We start from the raw sequence: 25936 nt of genomic DNA on the forward strand, positions 1-25936 counted from the left end.
GCGCAGGTCGGAATCGTCACGGCGATGGGAGATGATCCGCCTCCCGAACAACAAAACAGTCTGGGAGTACCCGTGATCCACCGCCATTCCCTGCGCGGCACCGCCGTGGCGCTGTCCCTGCTCGCGGCTGCCTTTGGCACGATCGCATCGCCGGCCTCGGCCCAGACCGATCCTCGAGGCGGCCTGCCGGCACTGCCTCACGAAATCCAGCGCGATCGATGGCCGCAGCCGGACTACTTCGCCGAGGCCTTGAAGCTCACGTCGGTGAGGCCGGGCGATGCTGCGAAGTCGGTGCGGCTGAAGACAGCGGACGGGCAGGCGCCGCGTGTTCTGGTGCTGCCGGTACAGACCCAGGCCTTTGGATTTGCCCCGGCCTTTCGCGCCATCGTCGCCGCGAGCCTGGACCATGAACTGGCCGCTCGCGGCGTCCCTGCGAACCGCCAGACCGACGTGCTCGACGTCAACGGCCCCTGGGTCCGCAGGCTCGACGACGCCACCGTCGCCGAGTTCGCCGCCGCCCACCCGACCTCGTCGATGCTGGGGCTGTACATCGGCCACGACGGGGCCGACCAGGCCTTCATCACCCTCACCGTGAAGGAGGCGGGCCAGACGCGGCTTGCACACCGCAGCCTGCCCATGAAGCAGCCCCTTGCAATCGCGATGACGGAGGCGCTGCCCTCAATGCTGGATGAACTGAAATTCGCGGCCGCGCCCAAGACCGCTCCGCCTGCCGGCGGCGACTGCGGCCCCGAGGCCTGGCAACTCGAGAGTCCGGTGGGTGCAGGTGCGGCCGCCCTGGCCTGCCGTTCCATCGTTGTCGGCACGCTGATGCCCTCTCTCGCCTTCCCCGGGGAGGGTGGTGTCGTGACGCCGGAGTCGCCGTCGCGCCTGGCGTGGCTGGCCACGGCGATGGTCGAATCCCAGGCCCTGGCGAAGATCTCCCCGGCACAAGCCGCGATTTCGCTGATGGCCTGGGGGGAACTGATGCCCGCCGGCATTTTCCGCGACACCTTCGCCAGCATGACGATGCCGGACCCGGTGGTGGCCCCGCTCGCCAAGCTGGTGACGGCGCGGTCGAGAGGCAACGCCATGCCGGTGCGCTCGGCCCGCAATGCGGTGGAGGACCTCGTGGGCGCGGCCGCCGAGGGCCTGCCGCCGTTTGCACGCGCCGTGTTCGTGCAACGCGGTGCCTACGGCATCCAGTTCCATCGCGTCGACCTGTGCGAGATTGAGGGTGCGTTGCCGGGCAGCATGCCCAGCGCACGTTGCCCGCGCGAAGCCGGGGCAGTGGCCGGCCGCGCCTCAGGGGTGCAACTCGCCCTCTACCAACAATGGCGCCTGGCGGCTGCGTACAGCGACATCCACCTCTACGGACGCACCTACGGACAGCGCGACAAGCGCGATGCCCTGGTTGCCGCGCTACCTGCCGACCTGGCTCGACACCCGCTGATCCGGCAGATGCGCTACCAGACCGAAAAGCTGGAGGCGATGGAAGGCAGCTTCGCCTCGATCCTCGGGAGGATGCAGACCGCCTACGGCGACTTCGTGCAGAGCACCGCCGAGCTGCAGCGATACGACGGCGCGCTGGCCATGTCCTCGCTGTCGGCCCACCACCAGTCCGGCAATACCAACATCGACAACGACCCGGTGATCGCCCGGCTGACCGACGACGAGGCGCGCCTGCTGATGGTGCTGCGCTTCGATCGCGAGACCGTCGAGGAGAAGCAGGAAACCCGCACGAACGGCGAGCCGGCGTTGTTCCTCGCCAGCGGCCCGGTGCGCGATGCACGCCGGCAACAGGAAATGCGCATGGTTTCGGCGCGAGCTGCCTCGATGCCCGCCTCGACGACGATTCCGACCCCAGTCGCTCCGCAACGTGCCGCCCGGCCGCTGTTCGAGTGGCAGGACGCCAGCCTCGCCACCAGCCCCCTCGACGACATGAGCGAGGAAGCCTTGCGCACCGTGATCCTGCGCCAGCCGGCGGTGTTGCAGACGCGCACCGCCCTTGCCATGCGCATGCTGCAAGCCGGTCAGCCCCTTGCGCACGCACGCAAGCTCATCGACGACGTGCAGGCCAATTCGCGCGACGATGACCGCGTTGCGCAATCGCACGCCTGGGCCGATCCGGCGCATGCCTTCTTCTTCGCGTCCGACATGGAGAGTGCCAAGGTCTACTACCAGAAGGTGCTCGGCTTCGCGACCGGCAGCGGCTCCGAGGCGGTGGCGCGGGCGCGGCTGGCCATGATCGACCGCGATGTGCCAGGAGCACTCGAAGCGACCCAGTATCGCAAGCGACGCTACGACAGCGACTTCGTGCGACGCGACCTGTCCGGTCTGCTGTTCATGACAGGCCGCGCCCAGGAGGCCTGGGCTGCCGTCCTGCCACGGCTGACGCTGGCAAGGACCTTCGAACTCTGGAACGCGGTGGTGGTCGGCACGCGCTACGAAAAGCGCGACCTCGCGGCCGCCAAGGCCTGGATCGCCAGCCAGAAGCTCGAGGGAGCGCAGTTCCACGACCAGGACGCGGCGCTGCGCTTCCTGCACACCCACGCGGTGGTCGACCGGCTGCCGGGCGACGCCGACATCGCTGTGCTCAAGGGCCAGGATGCCACCACGGTCTTCGACAGCCAGGCCTGGGTCCTTTCCGCCAAGTTGCAGCAGATGCTGCTGCGTGGCGAAGCTTCGAAGGAAGAACTCGACACCTGGCGCAGCGCGGCAACGCGCGCCACCGAATGGGACAAGCGCTTCCTGCAGCCCGGCTTCACATGGCTGGCCTGGCAGAACTTCTCGGGCCGAGATCCGGAACTCGACATCGTGCGTGCAACCAACTTGCAGAGCATCGACTTCCATGCCCTGCTCTCCAAGTCGATGCTGCTGGCGCGTGAAGGACAGACCGCCTCGTCGCTGGACTTCCTGCGGGCCGCGCGCTACCGGCTTTCGGAGCTGGCGAGCGGCGTGGTGGATACCGCCGTGCCCCAGCCCTATCAGTACGCGCAGGCGGCCTGGCTGATGTTCAGGCAGACGCGGCAGGAGGCCTACCGCACCGAGGCCTTGCGCTTCGCGCGAGCACACCAGCAGATGTTCCCGCTCTGGGCCTGGAGCTACGCGCTGGAAGGCTTGTTGGAGCGCGATCCGAAGCGCCAGGCCATCGCCTTGTGCCGAGCGCGGTTCCTGGACCAGAACTCGTATTTCCTGAGCCAGGCGAAGCCGCTGCCGGGATCCGCCAGGACGGCGTGCCCGAAAGCGCCGTGGTGAACGGCTAAGGCCCGAGCAGCACCTCGTGGTGCGCGCAGCCGGCCGGGATCATCGGCCAGCAGTTCTCCTCGGGTGCGACGACCGCGTCGAGGAAGAACGGCCCGTCGCTCGCGAGGCATTCGGCCAGCGCGTCGTCGAGCTCGCCGCGCTGCACGACGCGGCGCGCACGCCAGCCGAAAGCCCGGGCCAGCGCGACGAAATCCGGCTGTGTATCGAGCGCGCTGTGGCTGGTGCGCCCGCCATGCACCAGCTGCTGCCACTGCCGCACCATGCCCATGTGGCCGTTGTTCAGCAGCACCACCTTGACCGGCGTCGCGTGCTGCGCGGCCGTCGCCATTTCCTGGATGTTCATCAGGATCGACGCATCGCCGCTGACGCATACCACCAGCCGGTCCGGGTGCGCGACCTGCGCGCCGATCGCCGCCGGCAGCCCATAGCCCATCGTGCCGGCGCCGCCCGACGTGAGCCAGCGCCGCGGCGCGTCGAAGCGAAGGTGCTGCGCGGCCCACATCTGGTGCTGGCCGACGTCGGTCGAGACGATCGCGTCGCGGCCGTCGAGCGCCGCCTGCAGCCGCACCAGCAGCGCCTGCGGCGCGATCTGCTGCGGTGTGTCGTCGAAGGCCAGCGAGCGCCGGGCCCGCCAGCCGCCGATGCGCGCCCACCAAGCATCGAGCCGCTGCGGGGCTGGCGGCTGCGGTCCGAGTCTGTCGAGCAGCGCGTCGAGCAGCTCGCCGCAATCGCCGACCAGCGGCACCTGGGTCTTCACGACCTTGTTGATCGAGGTCGCGTCGATGTCGAGGTGCACGAAGCGGGCGCCAGGGCAGAAGCCGTCGAGCCGGCCGGTGACGCGGTCGTCGAAGCGCGCGCCGACGCACACCACCAGGTCGGCCTCGTGCATCGCGAGGTTGGCCTCCAGCGTACCGTGCATGCCCAGCATGCCGACGAACAGCGGGCTCGACGCCGGGAAGGCGCCCAGGCCCATCAGCGTCAGCGTGCACGGCGCGTGGCAGCGGCGCACCAGCTCGGCGAACGCGGCGCAGGCGGCGGGGCCGGCGTTGATCAGCCCGCCGCCGCCATAGAACACCGGTCGGCGCGCCTCGCGCAATGCGTCGACCGCGCGGCGCAGCGACGCGTTCGGCCTGGCCGGTCGCGGCAGCGTGAAGGTGCCCGTCGCGCCAACGGTGACCGGCACCTGCGGCGCGAGCTGCACGTCCTTCGGCACGTCCAGCAGCACCGGCCCGGGCCGGCCGCCGGCGGCCACCGCCAGTGCCTTGCGCAGCAGCGGCCCCAGCTGCGCCGCGCTGCGCGCCTGCGCGTTCCACTTCGTCACCGGCCGCGAGATGCCGAGCGCGTCGCACTCCTGGAACGCGTCGGTGCCGATGGCCGTCGTCGCGACCTGGCCGCTGATGCACAGCACCGGCACCGAATCGCACAGCGCATCGAGCAGGCCGGTCGTCGTGTTGCTCATGCCCGGCCCCGAGGTCACGAACAGCACGCCGACACGGCCGGTGCTGCGCGCGTACCCCTGCGCCGCATGCACCGCCGCCTGCTCGTGCCGCACGAGGATGTGGCGCAGCCGCGGCTCGCGGTGCAGCGCGTCGTACAGCGGCAGCACCGCGCCGCCGGGGTAGCCGAACACCGTGTCGATGCCGTGCGCGAGCAGCGTCGCGATCAGCAGGTCGGCGCCGTCGGGCGTTCTCGCGGAGGGTGCGGCGGGCTGCAGGCATTCGGCGGCGAGAGGTGCGTTCATGCCCGCAAGTTTCTCGTGCGAGGCGCAGCAAAGGCTGCTGAAACTTCGGCAGGTTACGATGCCGGCGGCAAATCCTCCTGCGCCTTCACAAGGTCACAGCATGCAGCTCGACAAGTTCGACATCGCCATCCTCGAAGCGTTGCAGCGCGATGCCCGCATCAGCATGGGCGAGCTCGGTGCGCAGGTCGGGCTGACCAGCTCGCCATGCTGGAGCCGCATCAAGCGGCTGGAGCAGGCCGGCGTGATCGAGGGCTATTCGGTGCGGGTGAACCCGGCCGAGGTCGGCCTGCCGGACACGGTGATCGTGCAGGTCACGCTGGACAGCCATTCCGACGAGGCGCTGTTCGAATTCGGCCGTGCGCTGGAGGCGATCCCCGAGGTGCTGGAGGCCTTCCTGGTGTCGGGCGACTACGACTACTACGTGCGCATCGCCGTCAGCGACACCCGCGACTACGAACGGCTGCTGCGCGAACGGCTCTACAAGATCCCCGGGATCCGCCACAGCAAGTCGAGCTTCGTGCTGCGGCAGTTGAAGCAGAGCCTGCTGCCGTTGCGAAGATGACAGCCCCTCGATCGATGGGTACATCGATCGATCCCCGAGGGGATGCGGGCCGGCTTGGGGCGGCCCGCGCTCAGCTTCTGCGCTTCTGCCAGGCGATCAGCTCTCCGACGAAGCCCCTGCGGAACGCGATCACGCACACCACGAAGATCACGCCGATGATCACCGTGACCCAGGAGCCGACGCGGTCGGCCAGGTAATCCTGCAGCCCGATGATCGTGAACGCGCCCAGCACCGGCCCGGCGAAGCTGCCCATGCCGCCGAGCAGCGTCATCAGGATCACCTCGCCCGACAGCGACCAGTGCACGTCCGACAGCGTCGCGAAGCCGAGCACGAAGGTCTTCATCGCGCCGGCCAGCCCGGCAATGCCGGTCGACAGCACGAAGGCCAGCAGCTTGTAGCGGTCGACGTCGTAGCCGAGCGAGATCGCACGCGGCTCGTTCTCGCGGATCGCCTTCAGCACCTGGCCGTATGGCGAATGCACGATGCGCAGGATCAGCCCGAACACCGCGACGAACACCGCGAGCACGAAGAAGTACATCGCCAGGTCGTTGGCCATCGGGATCACGCCGAACAGCTTGCCGCGCGGCACGCCCTGCAGCCCGTCCTCGCCGCCGGTGAATGGCGCCTGCAGGCAGACGAAATAGATCATCTGCGCCATCGCGAGCGTGATCATCGCGAAGTAGATGCCCTGGCGGCGGATCGCGATCAGCCCGACCACCAGCCCGAGCGCCGCAGCCACCCCCGTGCCGGCGACGATGCCGAGCTCGGGTGTCCAGCCGGCACTGCGCACCAGCCAGCCGGTGACGTAGGCCGCCGAGCCCATGAAGGCCGCATGCCCGAACGACAGCAGCCCGGTGAAGCCGAGCAGCAGGTTGAAGGCGCACGCGAAGATCGCGAAGCACAGCGCCTTCATCATGAACACCGGGTAGATGCCGATGAAGGGCGCGATCGCCAGCAGCGCCAGCAGCACGCCCCAGGCGATGACGGATTTGCGCTGGAAGGCGTCGTTCTTGGTCGGGGTGGACACCACGCTCACTTCTCCTTGCCGAACAGGCCGGCCGGGCGGATCACCAGCACGATCGCCATGATCACGAACACCACGATGTTCGAGGCCTCGGGGTAGAACACCTTGGTCAGGCCCTCGACCAGCCCGAGCATCAGCCCGGTCAGGATCGAGCCGAGGATCGACCCCATGCCGCCGATCACGACCACCGCGAACACCACGATGATCAGGTTGCTGCCCATCAGCGGCGTGACCTGGATCACCGGCGCCGCCAGCACGCCGGCCAGCGCCGCGAGTGCCGCGCCGCCGGCATAGGTGAACATCACCATGCGCGGCACGTTGATGCCGAAGGCCTGCACCAGCGCCGGGTTCTCGGTGCCGGCGCGCAGCGTGGCGCCGAGCCGCGTCTTCTCGATCAGGAACCAGGTGCCCAGGCAGACCGTCAGCGACGCGACGACGACCCAGGCGCGGTAGTTGGGCAGCACCATGAAGCCGAGGTTGGTGGCGCCCTGCAGCGCATCGGGCACGTTGACCTGCTGGCCGGAGACGCCGAACTGGTCGCGGAACAGGCCCTCGGCGATCAGCGCGAGGCCGAAGGTCAGCAGCAGGCCGTACAGCGGGTCGAGCTTGTACAGGTGCTTCAGCAGCGTGCGCTCGATGACGACGCCGAGCGCGCCGACGATCACCGGCGCGAGCACCAGCGCGCCCCAGTAGCCCAGGCCCCACTTCTCCACCGAGAACCAGGCCACGTAGGCGCCGACCATGTAGAGCGCGCCATGGGCGAAGTTGACGATGCCGAGCAGGCCGAAGATCACCGCCAGGCCCAGGCTCAGCATCGCGTAGAACGAGCCGTTGACGAGGCCGAGCAGCAGCTGGCCGGCGAAGGCCTGCAGGGGGATGCCGAAGATTTCGGTCATGGGATGGGTCTCAAAATTCCGTTCGGGCTGAGCCTGTCGAAGCCTTGGTGCCATGGCACCACCCTTCGACACGGGCCTTCGACAAGCTCAGTCCCTGCTCAGGGCGAACGGGGGTGGGTGGGCGAACGGGGAAGATCGTTCACTTCCACGAAGCGCACTTGCTCTCCGCCTTGGTCGTGAACGCAGCGTCGCCCTTGATCGTCTCGACCACGTTGTAGTAGTCCCACGGCTCGGTCGACTTGTCCGGCGTCTTGACCTGCATCAGGTACATGTCGTGCACCATGCGGCCGTCTTCGCGCACCGTGCCGTTCTTCGCGAACATGTCGTTGACCTTGCCCTTGTGCAGCTGCGCCAGCACCTTGTCGGCGTCGTCGGTGCCGGTCGCCTTGACGGCCGCCAGGTAGTTGGCCGCCACCGAGTAGTCGGCAGCCTGCAGCGACGACGGCATGCGCTTGACCTTCTCGAAGAACTTGCGGCTCCAGGCCCGCGTCTCGGCATCCTTGTTCCAGTACCAGCTGTCGGTCAGGTACATGCCCTGCGTCGTCTTCAGGCCCAGCGAGTGGATGTCGTTGATGAACACCAGCAGCCCGGCCAGCTTCATCGTCTTCGTGACGCCGAACTCGTTGGCCGCCTTGATCGCGTTGATGGTGTCGCCGCCGGCGTTCGCGAGGCCCAGGATCTGCGCCTTGCTCGACTGCGCCTGCAGCAGGAACGACGAGAAATCGCTGGCCGACAGCGGGTGCTTGACCTGGCCGACCACCGAGCCGCCCGCGGCCTTCACGACGTTGGTGGTGTCGTTCTGCAGCGCCTGGCCGAACGCATAGTCGGCCGTCAGGAAGTACCAGCTCTTGCCGCCGGCGCGCACCACCGCGCCGCCGGTGCCCTTGGCCAGCGCCATCGTGTCGTAGGCCCAGTGGATGGTGTACGGGCTGCACTGCTCGTTGGTCAGCGCCGAGCTGCCGGCACCGACCGCGATGAACGGCTTCTTCTTCTCGAGCGCCACCTTGGCCATCGCCAGGCTGGTGCCGGAGTTGGTGCCGCCGATCAGCATGTCGACGCCCTGCGTGTCGAACCATTCGCGCGCCTTCGCGGCGGCCACGTCGGCCTTGTTCTGGTGGTCGGCGACGACCAGCTCGACCTTCTTGCCGTTGACCATGCCGCCGGCATCGGCGATCGCCATCTTGATCGCCTCGACGCCGGCCGGGCCGTCGATGTCGGAGTACAGGCCGGACATGTCGGTGATGAAGCCGATGCGGATCACGTCGCCGGAGACCTGCGCGTGCACGGGCAGGGCAGTGCCCAGAGCAGCGGCGGTGGCGACGAGCGAGCAGGCGGCGGCGATTTGTCTCAGGTTCATCGGAGGTCTCCTTGTGGTGGATCTTTGAAATCAGACGCCCAGGTACTCGTGGAGCTGGGCCAGGCGGTCAGGCAACTGGGCCTGGGTGAACTCTTGAATGATCTGGCCGTGCTCCATCACGAGGAAGCGGTCGGCCAGCGGCGCGGCGAAGCGGAAGTTCTGCTCCACCATCACGACCGTGTAGCCCTGGCGGCGCAGCAGCACCACCATCTCGGCGAGCTTCTGCACGATGACCGGGGCCAGGCCCTCGGAGATCTCGTCGAGCAGCAGCAGCTTCGCGCCGGTGCGCAGGATGCGCGCGACGGCCAGCATCTGCTGCTCGCCGCCCGACAGCCGCGTGCCCTGGCTGCCGGCGCGCTCCTTCAGGTTCGGGAACATCGCGTAGATCGCGTCGACGGCCATGCCGCCGTCGGCGAGCTTCGGCGGCAGCAGCAGGTTCTCCTCGGCCGACAGGCTCGAGAAGATGCCGCGCTCTTCCGGGCAGTAGCCGATGCCGAGCCGCGCGATGCGGTGCGTCGGCAGCGCGATGGCCTCCTGCCCGCGGATGCGGATCGAGCCCTGGCGGCTGCCGGTCAGGCCCATGATCGCGCGCAGCGTGCTGGTGCGCCCGGCGCCGTTGCGCCCGAGCAGCGTGACGACCTCGCCCTCGTCGACGTGGAAGTCGACGCCGTGCAGCACGTGCGATTCGCCGTACCAGGCCTGAAGGCCCCGGACTTCAAGGAAACGTGTCGTCATGGCGTGCGATCCAGGATCAAGCAACACGCCGAGGAACCGGCTTTGCCGGGCCTCTGGCGGGGCGCCCCTTGGGGGCAGGAGCAAAGCGACTGGGGGGCCGATTTCATCAATGCGCCCCTTGCAGTTCGACGTTGGCGGTGCCCATGTAGGCCTCGACCACCGCGGGGTTCTTCGAGACCTCGGCGTACGGGCCTTCGGCCAGCGTCGCGCCGCGCTGCAGCACGGTGATGGTGTCGGCGATGCTGGCCACCACGCTCATGTTGTGCTCGACCATCAGGATGGTGCGGTTGGCCGACACCTTCTTGATCAGCTGGCGGATGCGGTCCACGTCTTCCAGCCCCATGCCCTGCGTCGGCTCGTCGAGCAGCATCAGCTCGGGCTCCATCGCGAGCGTGGTCGCGATCTCGAGCGCGCGCTTGCGGCCGTAGCTCAGCTCGACGGTCGGCGTGTCGGCGTAGCCGGCCAGGTCGACCTCGGCCAGCAGCGCGCGGGCGCGGTCGTTCAGCCCGTGCAGCGTGCGTTCCGATTTCCAGAAGTGGAACGAGGTGCCGAGCCGGCGCTGCAGCGCGACGCGCACGTTCTCGAGCACGCTCAGGTGCGGGAACACCGCCGAGATCTGGAACGAGCGGATCACGCCGCGGCGCGCGATCTGCGCCGGCTTCTCGCGCGTGATGTCGTCGCCGTTGAAGAGGATCTGGCCGCGCGTGGGCGTCAGGAACTTGGTCAGCAGGTTGAAGCAGGTCGTCTTGCCGGCGCCGTTCGGGCCGATCAGCGCATGGATGTGGCCGCGCCGGACCTTCAGGTCGACCTGGTTGACCGCGACGAAGCCCTTGAACTCCTTCGTCAGCGCGCGCGTCTCGAGGATGGTGTCGGTGGGGCTGGCGGTGTTGGCAGTGCTCGTCATCATGGAACTCCTGTTCGGTGCCGCTCAGGCCGCCGGCATGGCGGTGCTGCCGCCGAGCCGCTGCGTCAGCTCGCGCGCGACGCGCATCACGGTCTCGCTCTGCTGCGCGGCGACCTGCGGGTCGAGCATCGCCTTCTGCAGGCACACGCCGACGCCGGCCACCGCCTGGCCGGACGCATCGAACACCGGCGCGCCGAAGCAGTACACGCCCTCGCGCACGCTTTCGTCGTCGATGCTGTAGCCGCGCCGGCGGATCTCGGCCAGCTCGCCGACCAGCTCGCTGCGCTGGATCGGCGCACGGTTCATGAAGGCCGGCAGCCGGGCCTGCGGAAAGTGGCTGCGCAGCCGGGCTTCGTCCAGCCAGGCCAGCATCGCCTTGCCGGTGGCCGCGCGGTGCGCCGGCAGCCGCATGCCGACGGTGAACGCCAGCCCGAGCGGCCGCACGCCGTTGCGCGCGGCGACGTAGACCACGTCGGCGCCGTCCAGCACCGACAGGATCACCGTCTCGGGCGGCGCCGCGCCGGCCTCGGCCCACAGCGCGGTGAACTCCTGGGCCGGGCTGGTGTGGGCGACGAACGCATGCGCCAGGCCCATCACGCGCGGGCCGATGAAGAAGCAGCCGTCGTCCTCGCGGCGCAGGTAGCCGAGCGCGCTGAGCGTGTTGCACAGCCCGTGCACGCTGCTCTTCGGCAGGCCGAGGCTGGCCGACAGCCGCGCCAGGCTCATCGCCTCGCGCTGCTGCGCCAGCAGGTCCAGCAACGCGGCCGCCCGCGTGACGGCCGGCACCAGGGCCGGCTTGGTCGCGGAAGAGCGGGGGCGGTGGGCTTCTTGCAGCATGCGTTGAACAGCGACGCGGCGCGGTGGAGGGAGAGGCGGAGCTGTTCAGCAGGTTGAACCTGGATCGGCCCATCGAACAGCCGGCGCAGTCTAAGAGGGGTCTTTGCAGGCCGGAATGCCGGCGCGGCCGGTTCGCGGGAAAGTCCGCACAGGGTTTGCGCGGGGCATCTCGCTTCATTTTTTTGAATGGTTGCGACAAGCGTGGTGAACTTCGTCACCTCGCCCCGCTCTTAAAGTGCCTCCCCACGGGCCGATTCGAGCGGCCCAAGTGCTTCAAACTGTTTCAAGGTCTTTCATGCGCGCTCCGCCTTCACGCTACGACGCCGTTGCCATCAGCTTCCACTGGCTGCTGGGCCTGGCCATCGTCGGCACGTTCTGCGTCGGGCTGTACATGAGCGACCTGCCGTTCTCGCCGCAGCGCCTGAAGCTCTTCAACTGGCACAAGTGGGCCGGCGTGACGATCCTCGCGCTGTCGGCGCTGCGCCTGTTGTGGCGCCTGACGCACCGCCCGCCGGCCGACCTGCCGTCACCGGCCTGGCAGCAGCGCGCGTCGCACTGGACGCACGGCCTGCTGTACGCGCTGTTCTTCGCGGTGCCGCTGGTCGGCTGGGCTTACAGCTCGGCGGCCGGCTTCCCGATCGTCGTGTTCGGGCTGCTGCCGCTGCCGGACTTCGTGCCGGCCGACAAGGCGCTGGCCGAGACCGCCAAGCAGGCCCATGCGCTGCTCGCCTACGGCTTGGCCGTCCTCGTGACGCTGCATGTCGCGGCCGCACTGAAGCACCAGTTCATCGACCGCGACGGGCTGCTGGCCCGCATGTGGCCGTCCTCGCGCTGACCCTCGCACCGACCTCGGTGTCTGTTTTTTTTTCCGGGAGACCTTCGAATGAAAACCTACCTCACCGTTGCCAGCTTCGCGCTCGCTGCCGCGTTCGCCTTCCCTGCCTGCGCCCAGGCGCAGCAGAAGGTGGTGCCGGCGCAAAGCGAGATCGCCTTCACCAGCAAGCAGATGGGCGTGCCGGTCGACGGCAAGTTCCGCAAGTTCGACGCGCAGGTCGCGTTCGACCCGAAGAAGCCCGAGGCCGCGAAGATCGGCTTCACGATCGACCTGGCCAGCGTCTCGCTCGGCACCGCCGAGACCGAGGCCGAAGTCGCGAAGCCGGACTGGTTCAACACCAAGTCGTTCCCGCAGGCCACCTTCCAGTCGACCAGCGTGAAGGCCACCGGCCCGGGCAAGTTCGACGTGGCCGGCAAGCTGGCGATCAAGGGGGCGAGCCACGACGTGGTCGTGCCGGTGGTGCTGGCGCAGGCCGGCGCCAACACGACCGCGACCGGCAGCTTCGTGATCAAGCGCCTCGATTTCAAGATCGGCGACGGCGACTGGAAAGACACCTCGATGGTGGCCAACGACGTCACCGTCAAGTTCAAGCTCGCGCTGACCGGTGTCGGCGCACTCTGATCCTCCGGACCTCCGGATTCCCTTGCTGTACCCCACCCACCTCACCAGGACCGTTCCCATGATGATGAAGACCCTCGTTGCCGCCGCCGCCCTCGCTGCTGCCGGCCTCGCCCAGGCCGAAGCCGCCACCTACGCGATCGACCCGACCCACACCTTCGTGACCTTCGAGGCGAAGCACTTCAACACCAGCACGCTGCGCGGCCGCTTCGACAAGAAGGAAGGCACCGTCGCCTTCGACAAGGCCGCCAAGACCGGCCGCGCCGAAGTGAGCTTCGACATGACCTCGGTCAGCACCGGCGTGCCGGCGCTCGACACGCACCTGAAGAGCAAGGACTTCTTCAACGTCGCCGAAGCCCCGACCGCGAAGTTCGTCGGCGACAAGTTCAGCTTCGACGGCGCCGGCAAGGTGACCACCGTCGCCGGCACGCTGACGATGAACGGCAAGACCCAGCCGGTCACGCTGACCGCCGCGAACTTCAACTGCTACGAGAACCCGATGCTGAAGCGCGAAGTGTGCGGCGGCGACTTCGAGACGACGATCCAGCGCAGCCAGTGGAACGTCAGCTACGGCCTGCAGTACGGCCTGCCGGACAACATCCGCCTGCTGATCCAGATCGAAGCCGTCAAGCAATAAGACTGACGGGCGAACGGCGCGGCCCGCTCAGGCCGCGCCGCCGGCGAGCCGGAACACCGACACCGCGCCGGCCAGCCGCTGCGCCTGCGTGCTGAGGCTGCCCGCGGCGGCGGCCGATTCCTCGACCAGCGCGGCATTCTGCTGCGTCACGCCGTCGAGCTGCTGCACCGCGTCGTTGACCTGGCCGACGCCCTCCGTCTGCTGGCGCGAGGCCCCGCTGATCTGGCTGATCAGCGACGACACCTGCGCGAACTGGCTGACGACGCGCTGCATCGTCGAGCCGGCCTCGCCGGCCAGCCGGTGCCCTTCCTCGATCCGCTGCGTGCTCTCGGCGACCAGGCCGCGGATCTGCCGCGCCGCTTCGGCGCAGCGCTGCGACAGCGAGCGCACCTCGCCCGCCACCACCGAGAAGCCACGGCCGTGCTCGCCCGAGCGGGCCGCCTCGACCGCCGCGTTCAGCGCCAGGATGTTGGTCTGCAGCGCGATGCCGTCGATCACGCCGACGATCGTGCCGATGCGCGTGGCGGCTTCGCCGATCTCGTTCATCGTCGCGACGACGCGGGTGACCACCGCGCCGCCGTGGTCGGCCACCTGCGAGGCCTCGGCAGCCGCGCTGTCGGCCAGCCGCGCATGCTCGGCGTTGCCGCGCACGCTGTTGTCGATCTGGTGCAGCGCCGCCGCGGTCTGCTGCAGGCTGGCGGCCTGCTGCTCGGTGCGGTCCGACAGATCCATGTTGCCCTGCGCGATCTGCGCACTCGCGGTGGCGATGCCGTCGGCGCCGTCGCGCACCTCGCCGACCACGCGCCGCAAGCCGGCCTGCATGTCGACCAGCGCCCGCAGCACCTGGGCCGCTTCGTCGCGCCCGCTGACCTGGATGTCGCTGCACAGGTCGCCGGTGGCGATGCGCGCCGCCACGCCGCTCGCCTGCTGCAGCGGCCGAGCCACGTCGCGCTGCAGCCGCCACCAGACCAGCGCGAACAGCAGCACGCTGGCGAGCACCGCGCCGGCCAGCACCGCGAGCGCGTTGCGGTCGTTCAGCGCGACGATGTCGTCGAAGCCGGAAATCTTCTCGTCGGCGAAGGCGTTCGACCGCTCGACGGTGCGGTCGACGCCGCGCCGGTGCGCTTCGTAGTGCGCCTGTACCGCCGGCAGCGCCGCGCGCGCCGCCTCGGCGCGCCCGTCGTGCAGCGGTTGCAGCACCTGGGCCCGGGCGGCCTCGAAGAAGCGCCGTGCCGCCTCGTGCTGCTCGCCGAGCAACTCGCGCTCGAGGCCGTACGGCGGGTGGGTGCGCCAATACTCCGCGCGCGCCCGGTAGGCCTCGGCCAGCGCATCGAACCCCTGGATCGCCGCGGCCGGCGCCAGCGTGCCTTCGAGCGCCTGCGACAGCACCAGCCGCGCTTCGATCAGGTACAGCGGCGGCGGCAGCACGTCGGCGGTCACGTCCTTCGCGACGAACACCTGGCGCGCCTGCGCCTGCATCCGCTGGCTGCTCCAGCGGGCGCTGCCATGCAGCACCATCAACGCGACCACGAACACGGCCAGGAACAGCAGCAGCACGGACTTGATCGACTTCATCGCGACACCTCGGCAACACCTTGCGCAGCCGCCCGATGCGGATGCCATGTCGGCATTTCGACGTGCGTCCGGTCGCCTTGACCGGGCCATTTGTTCAGTTCGTGCGCCGCGACGCCCTCGTCAGGCCCCCCCGGCCAGCAGCGCCGCATTGCCGCCCGCGGCGGCGGTGTTGATCGTCAGCGTCTGCTCGGCGCAGAAGCGGTACAGGTAGTGCGGGCCGCCGGCCTTCGGGCCGGTGCCGCTCAGCCCCTCGCCGCCGAAGGGCTGCACGCCGACCACCGCACCGATCATGTTGCGGTTGACATAGACGTTGCCGATGCGCGCCGCCTGCGCCAGGCGCAGCGCGCGGCTGTCGATTCGCGTCTGGATGCCCAGCGTCAGCCCGTAGCCGAGCGCGTTGACCTGCGCCATCACGTCGGCCACGTCGCCGCGCCAGCGCACCACGTGCAGCACCGGGCCGAAGATCTCCTGGCGCAGATCGGCGATGTGCGGCAGCTCGAACGCGACCGGCGCGACCAGCCGCGGGAAGGTCGAGGTGACCGCGGCCTCGCCGATCAGCGTCGCGCTGCCGCGCAACCGCTCGACATGGCCGCGGATGCCGGCGAAGGCCTCGTCGTCGATCACCGGGCCGACGTCGGTCGCGAGCAGCGCCGGGTCGTCGACCCGCAGCTCGGCCAGCGCGCCGCGCACCATCTCGATCACGCCGTCGGCCACGCCTTCGTGCACGCACAGCAGCCGCAGCGCCGAGCAGCGCTGGCCGGCCGAGCGGAACGCGCTCTGAACGACGGCATCGACCACCTGCTCCGGCAGCGCGGTGCTGTCGACCACCATCGCATTGATGCCGCCGGTCTCGGCGATCAGCGGCACGATGGGGCCGTCCTTCGCGGCGAGCGCGCGGTTGATCAGCCTGGCCACCGCGGTCGAGCCGGTGAAGCACACGCCGGCGGTGCGCGCATCGGCGACCAGCGCGGCGCCCACCGTCTCGCCGGGGCCGTGCAGCATCGCGAGCGCGTCGCGTGGCACGCCGGCCTCGTGCAGCAGCGCGACCATGCGCTGCGCGACGGCCGGCGTCTGCTCGGCCGGCTTGGCCGCCACCGCGTTGCCGGTCACCAGCGCGGCCACCACCTGGCCGGCGAAGATCGCGAGCGGGAAATTCCACGGGCTGATGCAGGCGAACACGCCGCGGCCATGCAGCTGCAGCGCGTTGCTCTCGCCGGTCGGGCCGGGCAGCGGCTGCGGGGCGAGGCGGGCCTCGGCCTGGTCGGCGTAGTAGCGGCAGAAGTCGACCGCCTCGCGCACCTCGGCCACGCAGTCGCCCAGCGTCTTGTGCGCCTCTTTCACCAGCAGGCCGCAGAACTCGGGCAGGCGGGCTTCGAGCGCATCGCCGGCGCGACGCAGCACCGCGGCGCGCTCGGCCAGCGGCGTCTCGTTCCAGCGCGCGAAGCCGGACTGCAGGCGCGCCATCGCGTCGCCGACGTCGGCCACCGTCGATTCGCGCACCGGCTCGACAACCGTTGCCGCGAGTGCCGCATCCAGCGGCCTGCGTTCTTCGAGGCAGGCCAGGTCGATGCCGCGCGAGTTGACGCGCGCCCCGGGGCCGTACAGCGCCCGCGGCAGCGGCTGGCCCGGCGCCGCGGCCGGCGTCAGCGGCGACGCGAGCAGCAGCTCGACCGGCACGTCATTGTCCGACAGCTGGTGCACGAACGACGAATTGGCGCCGTTCTCCAGCAGCCGGCGCACCAGGTAGGCCAGCAGGTCGCGGTGCTCGCCGACCGGCGCATAGACGCGCACCGGGATGCGCGCGTCGCGCATCACCTCGCGGTACACCCCCTCGCCCATGCCGTGCAGCCGCTGCATCTCGAACGGCGCACCGGCGGCCCGCGCCATCTGCACGATCGCCGCGATGGTGCCGGCGTTGTGCGTCGCGAACTGCGGGTAGATCGCGTCGGCATGGCCGATCAGCGCCCGCGCGCAGGCCAGGTACGAGATGTCGGTGTGGTGCTTGTGCGTGAAGACCGGGTAGCCGGCCAGCCCCTGTTCCTGGGCGCGCTTGATCTCGCCGTCCCAGTAGGCGCCCTTGACCAGCCGCACCATGAACTTCAGCCCGTGGCGGCGGGCGATGGCGGCGACCTCGTCGACCACCTGCGGCGCGCGCGTCTGGTAGGCCTGCACCGCGAGCCCGAAGCCGCGCCATTGCGGAAACGCCTGCGCGATGCGTTGTGCCAGCGCGTCCAGCACGTCGAGCGACAGCTCGAGCCGGTCGCTTTCCTCGGCGTCGATCGTCAGGTTGAGGTTGGCGCGCGCGGCCGGCTCGATCAGCTGCCAGACGCGCGGCAGCAGTTCGGCACCGACGCGCTCGCGCTGCGTGTCTTCGTAACGCGAGAACAGCGCGCTGAGCTTGATCGAGATGCCGTCGGCCGATTCGGGGGCTGCGGCGACGCGGCCGCCGGCGATCGCCTCGATCGCGTTCGCATACGACGCCAGGTAGCGCCGCGCATCGGCCTCGGTGCGCGCGCCTTCGCCGAGCATGTCGTAGCTGAAGCGCAGCCCGGCCTGTTGCTTGCGGGCCGCAGCCGCCTCGCCCATCGCCTCGGCGATGTGGCGGCCGAGCACGAATTGCCGGCCGAGCAGCTGGATCGCGCGCACCGTCGCGGCCACCACCGTCTGCGCGCCCAGGCGCTTGAACAGCCCGGCGTCGGCATCGGCCTCCGGCAGGAATTTCTTCGACAGCGAGATCGCGCTGGCCGACAGGCTGGCCAGCATCTGGTGCGGCCCGCCCGACGACGCATCGAACTCGGCCTTGCCGAGCTGGTCGGCCGTCAGCGCGATCGCGGTCTCGGCATCGGGCACGCGCAGCAGGGCCTCGGCCAGCCGCATCAGCGCGAGGCCCTCGGCGCTGGAGATCGGGTACTCCCGCAGCAGCGATTCCATCGCCCAGAACGGCGCCGGCTTGTCGCGCACTGCCTGCACCCAGGGCCGCGCCGCGGCCTGCACGGCCGCCCAGTCGAGCGCCCCGGCCAGGGGTGGCGTCAGGCTTGCTAACAGCTCCAGTTCAGGGCGGTACGGGTAGGGCAGGCGGGCGCGAGCCGGCGGCAAAAAAATCATCAAAGGTCACCATTGGTGTTAGTTCTACTAGCGTATCTGCTGATCACATGAATTAATCACCGACAAAAAGCCAGTCTCCGAATTCATTCACCATGAAAACCAATCACAGCCTCCCTGCCACGCTCGACAAGATCGACGCCCGCATCCTGGGCGCGCTGCAGCAGGACGGGCGCATCTCGAACCTGAAGCTGGCCGAGACGGTGCACTTGTCGCCGACGGCGGTGCTGGAGCGGGTGAAGCGGCTGACGCGCGACGGCTTCATCCTCGGCTACGAAGCCCGATTGAACCCCGACAAGCTCGGCGCGGGAATGATGGTCTTCATCGAGGTGGTGCTCGACCGCACGACGCCGGACGTGATGAAGGCCTTCAAGGCGGCGGTGCAGGTGCGCCCGGAGATCCTCGAATGCCACCTGGTGGCGGGCGGCTTCGACTACCTGATCAAGACCCGCGTGGCCGACATGGGCTCGTACCGCGAGCTGATCGGCTCGGTGATCTGGAGCCTGCCGGGGGTGCGCGAGACGCACACCTACGCGGTGATGGAGGAAGTCAAGAACACCACCGCGTTGCCGATATAGGGCCCCCCAGTCGTCGCTGCGCTCCTGCGTTTCGCTTCTCAACGGGTACCGAAGATCGCGCTTCCTACGCGCACCATCGTCGCGCCTTCGGCGATTGCGGCATCCAGGTCGGCCGACATTCCCATCGACAAGGTGTCGAGCGCCAGCCCGCCGGCGTTCAACCGCTCCATCAACTGGCGCAACGCGCGGTGCGGAATCCGCTGTGCCTCCGGTTCGGCGGCCGGCTCCGGGATCGCCATCAGCCCGCGCAGGCGCACCCGCGGCAGGCCGGCCACCTCGCGTGCCACGGCGGCCACCTCGTCCGGCGCGAGGCCGCTCTTGCTCGCCTCGCCGCTGATGTTGACCTGCAGGCACAGCTGCAGCGGCGCCAGCTGCGCCGGCCGCTGCTCGCTGAGACGCTGCGCGATCTTCAGCCTGTCGACCGTGTGCACCCAGTCGAACTGCTCGGCGACGATGCGCGTCTTGTTGCTCTGCAACGGGCCGATCAGGTGCCATTCGATCTGGCTGCGCAGCTCGGCCAGCGCGGCGATCTTGTCGACGCCCTCCTGCACGTAGTTCTCGCCGAAGCGGCGTTCGCCGGCGGCGAAGGCCTCGCGCACGGCCGGCGGCCCGAAGGTTTTGGTAACACTCAGCAGCGTGACGCTTCGCACGGGGCGTTGCGAGAGCGCACATGCCCGAGAGATGCGCTGGTGCACTTGTTGTATGTTCGAAGCAATCGTCGCCATAATTCCCCGAGCCTATCCCAAGCCACCAGGGACACCCGGGAACAGGCGGCGCCGCGAGCCCCGCCGACGAGGTGGCCGCTCACAACTCCTTACAAGCACCCCATGGACATCACCCAACTGCTCGCGTTCTCGGTCAAGAACAAGGCCTCCGACCTTCACTTGTCGGCAGGGCTGCCGCCGATGATCCGCGTGCATGGCGATGTGCGTCGCATCAATGTCGATCCGCTCGAGCACAAGCAGGTGCACGAGATGGTCTACGACATCATGAACGACTCGCAGCGCAAGAACTACGAAGAGACGCTCGAGTGCGACTTCTCGTTCGAGATCCAGGGCCTGGCCCGTTTCCGGGTCAACGCCTTCAACCAGAACCGCGGCGCCGGCGCCGTGTTCCGGACCATTCCGTCGAAGATCCTGACGCTCGAGCAGCTGAACACGCCGAAGGTGTTCGCCGAGCTCGCGCTGAAGCCGCGCGGCCTGGTGCTGGTCACCGGCCCGACGGGCTCGGGCAAGTCGACCACGCTGGCCGCGATGGTCAACCACCTGAACGAAAACGAATACGGCCACGTGCTGACGGTCGAAGACCCGATCGAGTTCGTGCACGAATCGAAGAAGTGCCTGGTCAACCAGCGCGAGGTCGGCCCGCACACGCTGAGCTTCGCGAACGCGCTGCGTTCGGCGCTGCGCGAAGACCCGGACTGCATCCTGGTCGGCGAAATGCGCGACCTCGAAACCATCCGCCTGGCGCTGACCGCCGCTGAAACCGGCCACCTGGTGTTCGGCACGCTGCACACCAGCTCGGCCGCCAAGACCATCGACCGCGTGGTCGACGTGTTCCCCGCGGCCGAAAAGGAAATGGTGCGCTCGATGCTGTCCGAATCGCTGATCGGCGTGATCTCGCAGACGCTGTGCAAGCTGAAGGACGGCAGCGGCCGCGCCGCGGCGCACGAGATCATGCTGGGCACCGCGGCCATCCGCAACCTGATCCGCGAGAACAAGATCGCGCAGATGTATTCGTCGATCCAGACCGGCAACACGGTGGGCATGCAGACGCTCGACCAGAACCTGTCCGACCTGGTCCGCCGCAACATCATCTCGCCGGCCGAGGCGCGCTCGAAGGCGAAGTTCCCCGAGAACTTCCCCGGCTGATCGGCCGTCCCGAAGCCGTTGCCGTCCGTCTCCTTCCAGGTGCCGCGTGAAACGACTCTTTGATCGCCTGAAGCGGGGCGGCGACGATGCGGCCGCGGCCGCCAAGGAAGACGCGAACGTCAGCGAATCCGGCTTCTTCTCGACGCAGTTCATCGACCGCGCCGACGAGACGCCGACGCTGGCCACCTGGACGGCGCGCGCGGCCGCGGTCGGTGCGACGCCGATCGACAACCGGCAGGCCGAGCCCTTGTTCGCGAAGCTGTGGGGCGCCGACCGCTACGTCGCGGCGCTCAGCGCGGACGAGCTGCTGCGCATGAGCCAGTACCTGCAGTTCGTGCAGGTGCCGGCCAACCAGGAAGTGATCGGCCAGGACGAGCAGGGCGACTACATGCTGATCGTGCTCGACGGCACGCTGGCGGTCGACCGCATCCAGCCGTGGGGCGGACGGGCCCGGCTGGCCGAGGCCCGGGCCGGCGACATGCTGGGCGAGATGTCGCTGCTCGACGCGGGCGCCCGCTTCTCCGCCTGCACCACGTTGACGCCGTGTACCCTCGCGGTGGTGGATGCGCAGCGATTGGATGAGATGATCATGTTCGAGCCGCGACTCGGCCTGGCCTTGCTGGCCTCGCTGTCGCGGCGTTTGTCATTGCGTTTGCGGCAGGTCAGCGCCCGGCTGAGTGCCTTGTTGTCCAGCACCTGACGGGCCAGAGGAAGCATCATGGAAAGAGACCAGGCATCGAAATTCGTCAACGACCTGCTGCGCCTGATGGTGTCGCGCAACGGGTCCGACTTGTTCCTCACCGCGGACTTCCCGCCGGCCATCAAGGTCGACGGCAAGGTCACCAAGGTGTCGCCGCAGCCGCTGACCGGCCAGCACACGCTGGCGCTGACGCGCTCGGTGATGAACGACAAGCAGGCCGCCGAATTCGAGCGCACCAAGGAGTGCAATTTCGCGATCTCGCCGCAAGGCATCGGCCGCTTCCGGGTGAATGCCTTCGTGCAGCAGGGCCACGTCGGGCTGGTGCTGCGGACGATCCCGCAGACGCTGCCGACCATCGACAGCCTGAACCTGCCGCAGGTGCTGAAAGACGTGACGATGACCAAGCGCGGCCTGGTGATCTTCGTCGGTGCCACCGGCTCGGGCAAGAGCACCTCGCTGGCGGCGATGGTCGACTTCCGCAACGAGAACTCGTACGGCCACATCATCACGATCGAGGACCCGGTCGAGTTCGTGCACCCGCACAAGAACTGCATCGTCACGCAGCGCGAGGTCGGCCTCGACACCGAAGGCTGGGGCCAGGCGCTGAAGAACACGCTGCGCCAGGCGCCCGACGTGATCCTGATGGGCGAAATCCGCGACCGCGAAACCATGGAACACGCGGTGGCCTTCGCCGAGACCGGCCACCTGTGCATGGCCACGCTGCACGCCAACAGCGCCAACCAGGCGCTGGACCGGATCATCAACTTCTTCCCCGAAGAGCGCCGCGCGCAACTGCTGATGGACTTGTCGCTGAACCTGAAGTCGCTGGTGTCGCAGCGGCTGCTGCCGCGCCAGGAAGGCCGCGGGCGGATCGCCGCGGTCGAGATCATGCTGAACACGCCGCTGATCTCCGAGCTGATCTTCAAGGGCGAGGTCTCCGAGATCAAGGAGATCATGAAGAAGTCGCGCGAGCTGGGCATGCAGACCTTCGACCAGAGCCTGTTCGACCTCTACGAGAACCACCTGGTGACGTATGAAGACGCGCTGCGCAATGCCGATTCGGTGAACGACCTGCGGCTGCAGATCAAGCTGAACAGCAACCGGGCGCGCAGCAGCGATCTCTCGGCGGGGACGGAACACCTGACGATCGTTTGAGGACGTACCCGCGATGAGCAGCAAGAGCTACGAGCCGATCGCCGCGCAGACCGTGGCCTTCCTGGGCCTGGGCGTGATGGGCCACCCGATGGCCGGGCACCTGGCGCGCGCCGGTCACAAGGTCACCGTCTACAACCGCACTGCAGCGAAGGCGGCGGCCTGGGTGAAGGAATATGGCGGCGCGAGCGCGGCCACGCCGAAGGCCGCGGTGGCCGGGGCCGACCTGGTGTTCGCCTGCGTCGGCAACGATGACGACCTGCGCGCGGTGACCACCGGGCCCGACGGCGCGTTCGCCGGCATGAAGCCGGGCGCGATCTTCGTCGACCACACCACCGCGTCGGCCGAGGTGGCACGCGAGCTCGATGCCGCGGCGCGCGCGCTCGGCCTGCGCTTCATCGATGCGCCGGTGTCCGGCGGCAACCTGGGCGCGATCAACGGCGCGCTGACGGTGATGTGCGGTGGCGACGCCTCCGCGTTCGCGAAGGCCCAGCCGGTCGCGATGGCCTTCGCGAAGGCCGTCACGCTGCTCGGCGAGAGCGGCGCCGGCCAGCTCGCGAAGATGGTGAACCAGATCTGCATCGCCGGGCTCGTGCAGGGCTTGGCCGAGGCGATCGCCTTCGGCCAGAAGGCCGGGCTCGACATGAAGGCCGTGCTCGGCGTGATCGGCAAGGGGGCCGCGCAGAGCTGGCAGATGGACAACCGCGGGCCGACGATGATCGACGGCAAGTTCGATTTCGGCTTCGCGGTCGACTGGATGCGCAAGGACCTGGGCCTGGTGCTCGACGAGGCCAAGCGCAACGGCGCGCGGCTGCCGGTCACCGCGCTGGTCGACCAGTTCTATGCCGACGTGCAGGCCGGCGGCGGCCAGCGCTGGGACACGTCGAGCCTGATCACCCGGCTGAAGTAGGCGGCCGGGCCAGCCCGCTCAGGGCTTGTTGGACGATGAGGCGGGCTTCGGCGGCTCGGCCGGGCGCAGCCGCGCGAGTTCGTCTTCGCTGACGATCTCGAACACCCGCACCACCTTCTGCACGCCGCTGATGCTGCGTGCCAGGTCGGTCGCGCGGTCGGCTTCGCGTTGCGTGACGATGCCCATCAGGTAGACGGTGCCGCGCTCGGTCACCACCTTGAAGGCGTTGGCCATCACGTCGCGCGCATCGATCAGCGTCGCCTTGACCTTGCTGGTCAGCAGCGCGTCGCTCGCGCCACTGCGGCTGAAGGTGTTGTTGCCGGCCAGCGTGACCTCGTTGACGACGGTGCGCACGTTCTCGAGCTGCGTCACCGCCTGCTCGGCGGCGGCTTTCTCGGTGTCGGTTTGCACCTCGCCGGTCAGCAGCACCATGCGGTTGTAGCTGGTGACGCTGACGCGCGACTTCTGTTGATCGGTGACCTCGGCGACGCGCTTGCCGCCCTTCAGTTCGATGGACTGGTCTTCGAGTTGCGCGCCGGAGGTGCGGCGGTCGGTGGCGACCAGCGTGCCGCCGACCATCGCGCCGCCGATGAAGAGCGCGGCGCAGCCGGACAGGCTCGACGCGGCCACGACGGCGGCCACGACGATCGAGAGGGACGAAAGATGGTTCGAGAGACGCTTCATGTGTTTTCCTGTTCGCCCAGCAATTGCAGATCGACCGCGTCGCACAGGCAGTGCAGCGCGAGGATGTGGACTTCCTGGATGCGTGCGGTGCGTTCGTGCGGCACGCAGATGTGGACGTCGGTTTCGGTGAGTTCGGCCACCATCTTGCCGCCGCCGCGGCCGGTGAGGGCCACCACGGTCATCTCCTTCGCGTGGGCCGCTTCGACGGCCGCCAGCACGTTGGCGGAGTTGCCGCTGGTGGTGATCGCGATCAGCACGTCGCCGGGGGCGCCGAGCGCCTGCACCTGCTTCGAGAAGATCGCGTTGAAATCGTAGTCGTTGCCGATCGCAGTGAGGATCGACGTGTCGGTGGTCAGCGCGATCGCCGCGAGCCCCGGGCGTTCGCGCTCGAAGCGGCCGACGAACTCGGCGGCGAAGTGCTGGGCGTCGCTGGCGGACCCGCCGTTGCCGCATGCGAGCACCTTGCCGCCGGCCGTGATGCTGCCGACGACGGCACTGACGGCATCGGCGATCGGACGGGAGAGGATTTCAGCGGCCGCGTACTTCAGGTCGGCGCTGTCGAAGAACTGTTGCTGGATTCGTTGTTCGAGCATGGGCATGGATGATATGACACGGGTGCACCAGCTTGGTTCCGAGGGGTGTGACCGCCCGCTCAATCCGCGTCGAAGGCGGCACGCAGCCAGTCGAGTTGCTCGCCGTCGATCGCCACGACGTCGAAGCGGCACGGGGGCAGCGTCGGGTACGCGCGCAGGAAATGATGCGCCGCGAAGATGACACGACGCTGCTTGGCGGCGCCGACGCTCGCGGCCGCGCCGCCGTGGCCGAGCCGGGCGCGGGCGCGCACCTCCACGAACACCAGCGTGCCGTCGCGATCGCGCAGGATCAGGTCGACTTCACCGCCCCGCGCGCGCGGGCCGGCCGCGACCCGATAATTGCGCCGCACCAGCACGAGGCCGTGGCGCAGCAGGTGCGCGAGCGCACGCGCCTCGCCGTCGTCTCCCACCTCCTTCGTCGTCTGGACCATCGTGACCCTGGATTCATCGTTGTTGCTGAAGGCTGCCGAGGCCGCGGCCGGCGGGCAGCAGTATCCCGCCGGCGCGCTGTATGTCGTCGCGACGCCGATCGGCAACCTGGCCGACATCACGTTGCGCGCGGTTCACGTGCTGTCGCTGGTCGACGCAGTGGCCTGCGAGGACACCCGGCACAGCGCGCAGCTGATGCGCCACCTGGGGCTCGACAAGCCGCTGCTGGCGGTGCACGAGCACAACGAGCGCGAAGCGGCGCAGGCGGTGCTGGCGCGGTTGGGGCGGGGTGAGCGGGTCGCGTATGTGAGCGATGCGGGGACGCCGGCGGTGAGCGATCCGGGGGCGGTGCTGGTCGCGGCCGCGCAGGCGGCGGGGTGCCGGTGCGTGCCGGTGCCCGGTGTCAGCAGTGCGTTGGCGGCGTTGAGCGTGGCGGGGGACACGGTGGCGGGGGGCTTCGAGTTCATCGGGTTCCTTCCAGCGAAGGGCGGTGAGCGGCAGCGGGCGCTGTCTGCTGTGGCCGCACGTGCCACGGCACAGGTGTTGTTCGAAGCACCGCATCGCATCGAGGCGTTGGCCACCGCGCTGGCCGATGCGTGCGGAGCGCGGCCGCTGACCGTGTGTCGCGAACTGACGAAACAGTTCGAGAGCGTCGCGACGATGCCGGCAGACCAGTTGCCGACGTGGTTGGCCGTGGACGCGAATCGTGTACGGGGCGAGTTCGCGCTCGTGCTGCACGGGCAGGCGTTGAGCCGCAGCGACGACGAGTCGCGCGCCACCACGACGCTGCAGACCTTGATCGCGGAGTTGCCCCTCAAGCAGGCCGTGTCTCTGGCAGCCAGCCTGACGGGGCAACCCCGCAATGTGCTCTATGAGCATGCGTTGCGGCTCAAGCGCGACAGTGAGGATGCCAAGGGGCCATAGACGCTCCC

The 25936-nt window shown here is 69.0% G+C and carries 24 protein-coding genes; 11 read left to right on the top strand and 13 right to left on the bottom strand.

What is annotated here, in order from left to right:
* Positions 1-72 precede the first annotated feature (72 nt).
* Positions 73-3255, top strand: coding sequence for a hypothetical protein (locus FHT26_RS18635; RefSeq protein WP_168561604.1), 3183 nt, complete (start codon positions 73-75; stop codon positions 3253-3255).
* Positions 3256-3259: 4 nt separating this feature from the next.
* Here FHT26_RS18635 and ilvB read toward each other — a convergent pair whose 3' ends face one another.
* Positions 3260-5005, bottom strand: coding sequence for a biosynthetic-type acetolactate synthase large subunit (ilvB, locus tag FHT26_RS18640; RefSeq protein ID WP_168561605.1), 1746 nt, complete (start codon positions 5003-5005; stop codon positions 3260-3262).
* Positions 5006-5105: 100 nt separating this feature from the next.
* Here ilvB and FHT26_RS18645 point away from each other — a divergent pair, with 100 nt between their 5' ends.
* On the top strand, positions 5106-5567 hold the full coding sequence (locus tag FHT26_RS18645) for an Lrp/AsnC family transcriptional regulator (RefSeq protein ID WP_056804238.1): 462 nt from the start codon (positions 5106-5108) through the stop codon (positions 5565-5567).
* A 70-nt stretch (positions 5568-5637) separates the two neighbouring features.
* Here the strand turns inward: FHT26_RS18645 and FHT26_RS18650 are convergent, their stop codons facing one another.
* The 6 genes from FHT26_RS18650 to FHT26_RS18675 form a co-directional block, all read right to left on the bottom strand.
* On the bottom strand, positions 5638-6549 hold the full coding sequence (locus tag FHT26_RS18650) for a branched-chain amino acid ABC transporter permease (protein WP_349238183.1): 912 nt from the start codon (positions 6547-6549) through the stop codon (positions 5638-5640).
* A 50-nt stretch (positions 6550-6599) separates the two neighbouring features.
* Positions 6600-7487, bottom strand: coding sequence for a branched-chain amino acid ABC transporter permease (locus tag FHT26_RS18655; protein WP_168561606.1), 888 nt, complete (start codon positions 7485-7487; stop codon positions 6600-6602).
* Between the two features lie 139 nt (positions 7488-7626).
* The gene (locus FHT26_RS18660; protein ID WP_168561607.1) at positions 7627-8844 is read right to left on the bottom strand and encodes an ABC transporter substrate-binding protein; all 1218 of its coding nucleotides are present in this window, start codon (positions 8842-8844) and stop codon (positions 7627-7629) included.
* A 30-nt stretch (positions 8845-8874) separates the two neighbouring features.
* Positions 8875-9579 carry an ABC transporter ATP-binding protein gene (locus FHT26_RS18665; RefSeq protein WP_168561608.1) on the bottom strand — a complete coding sequence of 235 codons (705 nt, stop codon included), beginning with the start codon at positions 9577-9579 and terminating at the stop codon, positions 8875-8877.
* 106 nt (positions 9580-9685) lie between these two features.
* Positions 9686-10483 carry an ABC transporter ATP-binding protein gene (locus tag FHT26_RS18670; RefSeq protein WP_168561609.1) on the bottom strand — a complete coding sequence of 266 codons (798 nt, stop codon included), beginning with the start codon at positions 10481-10483 and terminating at the stop codon, positions 9686-9688.
* Between the two features lie 24 nt (positions 10484-10507).
* Positions 10508-11320 (bottom strand): IclR family transcriptional regulator, encoded by an 813-nt coding sequence (locus tag FHT26_RS18675; protein ID WP_168561610.1) that lies wholly within the window; start codon positions 11318-11320, stop codon positions 10508-10510.
* A gap of 295 nt (positions 11321-11615) precedes the next feature.
* Here FHT26_RS18675 and FHT26_RS18680 point away from each other — a divergent pair, with 295 nt between their 5' ends.
* The 3 genes from FHT26_RS18680 (at position 11616) to FHT26_RS18690 (ending at position 13410) form a co-directional block, all read left to right on the top strand.
* Positions 11616-12155 (top strand): cytochrome b, encoded by a 540-nt coding sequence (locus FHT26_RS18680; protein WP_168561611.1) that lies wholly within the window; start codon positions 11616-11618, stop codon positions 12153-12155.
* A 48-nt stretch (positions 12156-12203) separates the two neighbouring features.
* On the top strand, positions 12204-12776 hold the full coding sequence (locus FHT26_RS18685) for a YceI family protein (protein ID WP_168561612.1): 573 nt from the start codon (positions 12204-12206) through the stop codon (positions 12774-12776).
* A 61-nt stretch (positions 12777-12837) separates the two neighbouring features.
* Positions 12838-13410 carry a YceI family protein gene (locus tag FHT26_RS18690; RefSeq protein WP_168561750.1) on the top strand — a complete coding sequence of 191 codons (573 nt, stop codon included), beginning with the start codon at positions 12838-12840 and terminating at the stop codon, positions 13408-13410.
* A gap of 27 nt (positions 13411-13437) precedes the next feature.
* On the opposite strand, the gene FHT26_RS18695 is transcribed toward FHT26_RS18690, so the two are convergent.
* Both FHT26_RS18695 and FHT26_RS18700 read right to left on the bottom strand, forming a co-directional pair.
* A complete protein-coding gene (locus FHT26_RS18695) occupies positions 13438-14985 on the bottom strand; it encodes a methyl-accepting chemotaxis protein (RefSeq protein WP_168561613.1) in 1548 nt (515 codons plus the stop codon).
* A 120-nt stretch (positions 14986-15105) separates the two neighbouring features.
* Positions 15106-18090 carry an L-glutamate gamma-semialdehyde dehydrogenase gene (locus tag FHT26_RS18700; RefSeq protein ID WP_168561614.1) on the bottom strand — a complete coding sequence of 995 codons (2985 nt, stop codon included), beginning with the start codon at positions 18088-18090 and terminating at the stop codon, positions 15106-15108.
* A 92-nt stretch (positions 18091-18182) separates the two neighbouring features.
* On the opposite strand from FHT26_RS18700, the gene FHT26_RS18705 reads away from it, so the two are divergent.
* Positions 18183-18665, top strand: coding sequence for an Lrp/AsnC ligand binding domain-containing protein (locus FHT26_RS18705; RefSeq protein ID WP_056804268.1), 483 nt, complete (start codon positions 18183-18185; stop codon positions 18663-18665).
* A 38-nt stretch (positions 18666-18703) separates the two neighbouring features.
* On the opposite strand, the gene FHT26_RS18710 is transcribed toward FHT26_RS18705, so the two are convergent.
* Positions 18704-19390: a YggS family pyridoxal phosphate-dependent enzyme gene (locus FHT26_RS18710; RefSeq protein ID WP_168561615.1), complete on the bottom strand. Its 687-nt coding sequence runs from the start codon at positions 19388-19390 to the stop codon at positions 18704-18706.
* A 102-nt stretch (positions 19391-19492) separates the two neighbouring features.
* On the opposite strand from FHT26_RS18710, the gene FHT26_RS18715 reads away from it, so the two are divergent.
* From FHT26_RS18715 to FHT26_RS18730, 4 genes are read left to right on the top strand one after another with little or no spacing between them, the layout of a single operon-like run.
* On the top strand, positions 19493-20536 hold the full coding sequence (locus tag FHT26_RS18715; protein ID WP_056804275.1) for a type IV pilus twitching motility protein PilT: 1044 nt from the start codon (positions 19493-19495) through the stop codon (positions 20534-20536).
* 46 nt (positions 20537-20582) lie between these two features.
* Positions 20583-21236, top strand: a complete 654-nt coding sequence (locus FHT26_RS18720) for a cyclic nucleotide-binding domain-containing protein (protein WP_168561616.1) — start codon at positions 20583-20585, stop codon at positions 21234-21236.
* An 18-nt stretch (positions 21237-21254) separates the two neighbouring features.
* Positions 21255-22391, top strand: coding sequence for a PilT/PilU family type 4a pilus ATPase (locus FHT26_RS18725; protein WP_056804278.1), 1137 nt, complete (start codon positions 21255-21257; stop codon positions 22389-22391).
* Positions 22392-22404: 13 nt separating this feature from the next.
* On the top strand, positions 22405-23298 hold the full coding sequence (locus tag FHT26_RS18730; RefSeq protein ID WP_168561617.1) for an NAD(P)-dependent oxidoreductase: 894 nt from the start codon (positions 22405-22407) through the stop codon (positions 23296-23298).
* 18 nt (positions 23299-23316) lie between these two features.
* Here FHT26_RS18730 and FHT26_RS18735 read toward each other — a convergent pair whose 3' ends face one another.
* Genes FHT26_RS18735 through FHT26_RS18745 form a run of 3 tightly spaced genes read right to left on the bottom strand, consistent with a single transcriptional unit; the run spans position 23317 to position 25006 of the window.
* On the bottom strand, positions 23317-23982 hold the full coding sequence (locus FHT26_RS18735) for a BON domain-containing protein (protein WP_168561618.1): 666 nt from the start codon (positions 23980-23982) through the stop codon (positions 23317-23319).
* Positions 23979-24575: a phosphoheptose isomerase gene (locus tag FHT26_RS18740; RefSeq protein WP_056804286.1), complete on the bottom strand. Its 597-nt coding sequence runs from the start codon at positions 24573-24575 to the stop codon at positions 23979-23981. The genes FHT26_RS18735 and FHT26_RS18740 overlap by 4 nt, the downstream gene beginning before the upstream one ends.
* A 59-nt stretch (positions 24576-24634) precedes the next feature.
* Positions 24635-25006, bottom strand: coding sequence for a YraN family protein (locus FHT26_RS18745; protein ID WP_168561619.1), 372 nt, complete (start codon positions 25004-25006; stop codon positions 24635-24637).
* Between the two features lies 1 nt (position 25007).
* Here FHT26_RS18745 and rsmI point away from each other — a divergent pair, with 1 nt between their 5' ends.
* On the top strand, positions 25008-25928 hold the full coding sequence (rsmI, locus tag FHT26_RS18750; RefSeq protein WP_168561620.1) for a 16S rRNA (cytidine(1402)-2'-O)-methyltransferase: 921 nt from the start codon (positions 25008-25010) through the stop codon (positions 25926-25928).
* Positions 25929-25936: the final 8 nt, after the last annotated feature.

It is taken from the genome of Rhizobacter sp. SG703 (genome assembly GCF_012275445.1).
In the GTDB taxonomy this organism is placed as follows: Bacteria; Pseudomonadota; Gammaproteobacteria; order Burkholderiales; family Burkholderiaceae_C; genus Rhizobacter.

Coding starts and splice junctions, on each gene's coding strand:
- ilvB (WP_168561605.1), bottom strand. CDS start 5,005: ATGAACGCACCTCTCGCCGCCGAATGCCTGCAGCCCGCCGCACCCTCC.
- FHT26_RS18645 (WP_056804238.1), top strand. CDS start 5,106: ATGCAGCTCGACAAGTTCGACATCGCCATCCTCGAAGCGTTGCAGCGC.
- FHT26_RS18655 (WP_168561606.1), bottom strand. CDS start 7,487: ATGACCGAAATCTTCGGCATCCCCCTGCAGGCCTTCGCCGGCCAGCTG.
- FHT26_RS18660 (WP_168561607.1), bottom strand. CDS start 8,844: ATGAACCTGAGACAAATCGCCGCCGCCTGCTCGCTCGTCGCCACCGCC.
- FHT26_RS18665 (WP_168561608.1), bottom strand. CDS start 9,579: ATGACGACACGTTTCCTTGAAGTCCGGGGCCTTCAGGCCTGGTACGGC.
- FHT26_RS18670 (WP_168561609.1), bottom strand. CDS start 10,483: ATGACGAGCACTGCCAACACCGCCAGCCCCACCGACACCATCCTCGAG.
- FHT26_RS18675 (WP_168561610.1), bottom strand. CDS start 11,320: ATGCTGCAAGAAGCCCACCGCCCCCGCTCTTCCGCGACCAAGCCGGCC.
- FHT26_RS18680 (WP_168561611.1), top strand. CDS start 11,616: ATGCGCGCTCCGCCTTCACGCTACGACGCCGTTGCCATCAGCTTCCAC.
- FHT26_RS18685 (WP_168561612.1), top strand. CDS start 12,204: ATGAAAACCTACCTCACCGTTGCCAGCTTCGCGCTCGCTGCCGCGTTC.
- FHT26_RS18690 (WP_168561750.1), top strand. CDS start 12,838: ATGATGAAGACCCTCGTTGCCGCCGCCGCCCTCGCTGCTGCCGGCCTC.
- FHT26_RS18695 (WP_168561613.1), bottom strand. CDS start 14,985: ATGAAGTCGATCAAGTCCGTGCTGCTGCTGTTCCTGGCCGTGTTCGTG.
- FHT26_RS18700 (WP_168561614.1), bottom strand. CDS start 18,090: ATGATTTTTTTGCCGCCGGCTCGCGCCCGCCTGCCCTACCCGTACCGC.
- FHT26_RS18705 (WP_056804268.1), top strand. CDS start 18,183: ATGAAAACCAATCACAGCCTCCCTGCCACGCTCGACAAGATCGACGCC.
- FHT26_RS18710 (WP_168561615.1), bottom strand. CDS start 19,390: ATGGCGACGATTGCTTCGAACATACAACAAGTGCACCAGCGCATCTCT.
- FHT26_RS18715 (WP_056804275.1), top strand. CDS start 19,493: ATGGACATCACCCAACTGCTCGCGTTCTCGGTCAAGAACAAGGCCTCC.
- FHT26_RS18725 (WP_056804278.1), top strand. CDS start 21,255: ATGGAAAGAGACCAGGCATCGAAATTCGTCAACGACCTGCTGCGCCTG.
- FHT26_RS18730 (WP_168561617.1), top strand. CDS start 22,405: ATGAGCAGCAAGAGCTACGAGCCGATCGCCGCGCAGACCGTGGCCTTC.
- FHT26_RS18735 (WP_168561618.1), bottom strand. CDS start 23,982: ATGAAGCGTCTCTCGAACCATCTTTCGTCCCTCTCGATCGTCGTGGCC.
- FHT26_RS18740 (WP_056804286.1), bottom strand. CDS start 24,575: ATGCTCGAACAACGAATCCAGCAACAGTTCTTCGACAGCGCCGACCTG.
- FHT26_RS18745 (WP_168561619.1), bottom strand. CDS start 25,006: ATGGTCCAGACGACGAAGGAGGTGGGAGACGACGGCGAGGCGCGTGCG.